Source organism: Bradyrhizobium sp. UFLA06-24, from assembly GCF_054967145.1.
This window is the reverse complement of the sequence record NZ_JADFUE010000163.1, coordinates 1-2782: the sequence shown is the minus strand read 5'-3', so window position 1 is coordinate 2782 and position 2782 is coordinate 1. Positions and strand designations below refer to the sequence as shown.

Here is a 2782-nt window from a genome sequence, read left to right as displayed (position 1 = left end):
TGAAGCCGTAGTCGGCGAATTTCGCCAAGAGCTCGAAGATGGTCTCGGCCTGCCCCTTCGGCACGCCGTTCTTCACCGCGCCCGCAACGAAGATGTCGCGCTGCTTGTCCATCTCGGCGCGGATCTTCTTGCCCATGGCGCGACGCAACAGGTCGGCGTCGCCGAGCGAATAGCCCGACATCACCTGCGCGATCTGCATCACCTGCTCCTGGTAGATGATGACGCCGAAGGTCTCCTTCAGGATCGGCTCGAGCACGGGATGCAGATATTCCGGCTCCTCGTCGCCATGCTTGCGCGCGCAATAGGTCGGGATGTTCGCCATCGGGCCCGGTCGATACAGCGCCACCAGCGCGATGATGTCCTCGAACCGGTCGGGGCGCATGTCGATCAGCGCGCGCCGCATGCCCTGGCTTTCAACCTGGAACACGCCGACGACGTCGCCCCGCGCCAGCATCTGATAGCTCTCGGCATCGTCGATCGGCAGCGTGGCGAGATCGACATCGATGCCGCGCGGCTTCAAGAGCTTCACCGCGACATCGAGCACGGTGAGCGTCTTCAGGCCGAGAAAGTCGAACTTGACGAGGCCCGCCGGCTCGACCCATTTCATGTTGAACTGGGTCACCGGCATGTCGGATTTGGGATCGCGATAGAGCGGCACGAGCTCGCTCAGGGGACGATCGCCGATCACGATGCCGGCCGCATGGGTCGAGGCGTGCCGCGTCAGGCCCTCGAGACGCTGCGCGATGTCGAAGGCGCGCGCCACGATCGGGTCTTCGTCGCGGAATGCCTGCAGCTTCGGTTCGCTCTCGATCGCCGCGGCCAGCGTCACTGGCGCCGCCGGATTCTGCGGCACCAGCTTGGTCAGCTTGTCGACCTGGCCATAGGGCATCTGCAGCACGCGGCCGACGTCGCGCAGCACGCCGCGCGCCTGCAGCGTACCGAAGGTGATGATCTGCGCGACCTGGTCGCGGCCGTACCGCTCCTGGACGTACCTGATCACCTCGCCGCGGCGGTCCTGGCAGAAGTCGATGTCGAAGTCCGGCATCGAGACGCGCTCGGGATTGAGGAAGCGCTCGAAGAGCAGGCCGAACTTGATCGGATCGAGGTCGGTGATGGTCAGCGCCCAGGCGACTAGCGAGCCGGCGCCGGAGCCGCGGCCCGGTCCGACCGGAATGCCCTGGCTCTTCGCCCATTTGATGAAGTCGGACACGATCAGGAAGTAGCCCGCGTACTTCATCCGCATGATGACGTCGAGCTCGAAGGCCAGGCGCTTGTTGTAGTCCTCTTCGCTCATGCCTTGCGACAGCCCGTGCACGCGCAGGCGATTGGCGAGCCCCTCCTCGGCCTGCCGTTTCAACTCGGCCGCCTCGACCGCGGCCGCATCGGAACTGCCGGCCGCACCGACCGTGAAGAACGGCAGGATCGGCTTGCGCGTCAGCGGGCGGAACGAGCAACGTTCGGCGATCTCGACCGTCGAGGCCAGCGCCTCCGGAATGTCGGCGAACAGCACCGCCATCTCGGCGCGGGTCTTGAAGCGGTGATCGGGCGTGAGCTGCTCGCGCTCGGTCTCGGCGATCAGCCGGCCGCCCGCGATGCAGAGCAGCGCGTCGTGGGCCTCGTAATCGTCGGTCGCGGCGAAATACGGCTCGTTGGTGGCGACCAGCGGCAGGCCCTTCGCATAGGCGAGGTCGATCAGCCCGCTCTCGATCCGACGTTCCTTGTCGGTGTTGTGGCGCTGTAGCTCGACATAGAGGCGGTCGCCGAACAGGCCGGCGAGACGCTCGCAGCGCGCGGCCGCAACCTCGGCCTGCCCGCTCGCAAGCGCCAGCGAGACCGGCCCGTCGGGGCCGCCGGTCAGCGCTATCAGCCCTTCCGTCTCGCCGTCGAACCAGTCGAATTTGATGAACGGCGCATGGCTGTCAGGGGATTCGAGGAAGGCGCGGGAATTCAGTCGCATCAGGCTGCGATAGCCCCGCTCCTGGGCGGCCAGCAGCACCACGCGCGAGGGCGCCAGCGCGTTGCGCGCGTTGGGATCCTGGTCGCCGAAATCGACCGCGAGTTCCAGGCCCACGATCGGCTGGATGCCGGACCCCGCCATCTTGTCGGAGAATTCGAGTGCACCGAACAGATTGTCGGTGTCGGTCAGCGCCAGCGCCGGCTGGTGGTCCTTCTTGGCAAGCTCGGCGAGCTTGGCGATCTTGATGGAGCCCTTCAGCAGCGAATAGGCCGAATGAACGTGAAGGTGGACAAATCCGGCGCTCGGCATGGTCGCGTGACGGCCTCTTGCAGATGAATTGGAGCGGTCGCCGGCGTCCGGAGCGTCATTCTCTCGCCCAGCCGACTCGCCTGACAATGGTGGGGACTCGCCGCGCCAGAGTCCACGCCGGAGCGGCCGCTTCGCCGCCTCATCCTGCTTTTCCCCAAGGAGGTCTTGAGACTCAGGTCTCGAGGCTCACGCCTCGGGGCTCAGCTGGCTAGAGTTGCGGGATGACCTGGGCCCAGATCGCGATCATTCCGACGAACAGCGCGATCGACGTCAGTGCAGCGGCTTCTTCCACGAAAATCCTGAACATGGCTTGCTCCATCACCAGAACGTATGAAGAACATTGTTCTCATTTCGTTCTCAGGAGTCAAGCAATCCAGGTCCTTTCAAAAAGAAATGGTTAACCTGCTGAATTCACGCAATAAAAAAGCCCCGGCGCAAGGCCGGGGCTTTCAGACCGCTGACAAAGTCCTCGCCATTGGCGGGGACTTTTGATTCATTGAGGGATGCTTCGCAAAC

The 2782-nt window shown here is 64.6% G+C and carries 1 protein-coding gene; it reads right to left on the bottom strand.

Annotation, left to right across the window (positions count from 1 at the left end):
* Window positions 1-2266, bottom strand: a 2266-nt coding sequence (dnaE, locus tag IF809_RS38330; RefSeq protein ID WP_462840058.1) for a DNA polymerase III subunit alpha, incomplete at its 3' end; no start/stop codon positions are given.
* Window positions 2267-2782 lie beyond the last annotated feature (516 nt).